A 1,140-nucleotide genomic window follows, 5' to 3' on the forward strand; every position below is an offset into this window, starting at 1 on the left:
CCCCCCGGTGCAGCGCACCTCGTCGCCGCTGGCCAGCGGCGAGGTCACCCTGCCGCCGCGCGCCCCGGGGGCCGATCTCCAGCATCCTTTCGGTCAACCGTCCAGCGTCCTACAGCCCCACCTGTGGTCGAATCTGCGGTCCCCCGGCAACCGGGGCTGGGCGAGCGCCTGCTGGACTGGCGGTCGAGCGAACACTGGTAGGGGCGCGCGTAGGCCCATTCGTCGAGCAGGGTGCGGTTGAGGCGTTCGACCTTGCCGTTGGTCTGCGGCCGGTAGGGCCGGGTTCGCTTGTGGGTGATCCCGGCTGCGGTCAGGGCATTGCGCCAGGCGTGGGACTTGTAGCAGGCCCCGTTGTCGGTCAGGACTCGTTCGACGGTGATGCCGCACGAGGTGAAGAACGCCTGGGCGCGGGTCCAGAAGGCGGTGGCGGTCTCCTTCTTCTCGTCGGTGAGGATCTCGCTGTAGGCGAGGCGGGAGTGGTCGTCGACGGCGGTGTGGATGTAGCTGTAGCCGGCGCCGGAGCGGGTCTTGCGGCCCGCTGGGCGGCCGAGCACCTTGTGACCGCCGCCGTCGGGGATGTTGCCGAGCTTCTTGATGTCGACGTGGACGAGTTCGCCGGGCTTTTCGCGTTCGTAGCGGCGTATGACGCGGCCGGTGGCCCGGTCCAGGTGCGTGAGCCGGGCCAGGCGGTAGCGGGTCAGCACACGGTGCACGGTCGAGGGAACCAGGCCCAGGAAGTGGGCGATGCGGGCCGGGCCCCACCGGCGCAGGACGCGGACCTTGATGATCCGGCGTTCGGTGCGGGTCGGGGTGCGGCCCGGGCTCGAGTGAGGCCGGGAGGAGCGGTCGGTCATCCCGGCCTCACCATGAGCCCTGTAGCGGGCTGCCCACCGCTGGGCCGTGGTGGGTGAGACCTGGAAGCGTTCGGCGGCCCGGCGCAGGGGCCAGCCGTCCTCGACCACGCAGCGGGCAAGCCGCAGACGGCCGGTCTCGGTCAGGGGTGCATTACGGTGGGGCACGAGGGCCTTTCTGGTCGGTGCAGATGTCGCAATCCACACCGAAACCGGAAGGCCCTCACCCATTCAAGGCCTCTTGGCCGAGACCTGAATCACCCGTCCACAACCTCCCGGGACAGAACAC

The 1,140-nt window shown here is 70.2% G+C and carries 1 pseudogene; it reads right to left on the reverse strand.

What is annotated here, in order from left to right:
- Positions 1-179: 179 nt before the first annotated feature.
- Positions 180-1,019: pseudogene (locus ACIHCL_RS36990) on the reverse strand (IS481 family transposase); the annotation flags it as partial.
- Positions 1,020-1,140 lie beyond the last annotated feature (121 nt).

This window comes from Streptomyces sp. NPDC052042 (genome assembly GCF_044548345.1).
Taxonomy (GTDB): Bacteria; Actinomycetota; Actinomycetes; order Streptomycetales; family Streptomycetaceae; genus Streptomyces.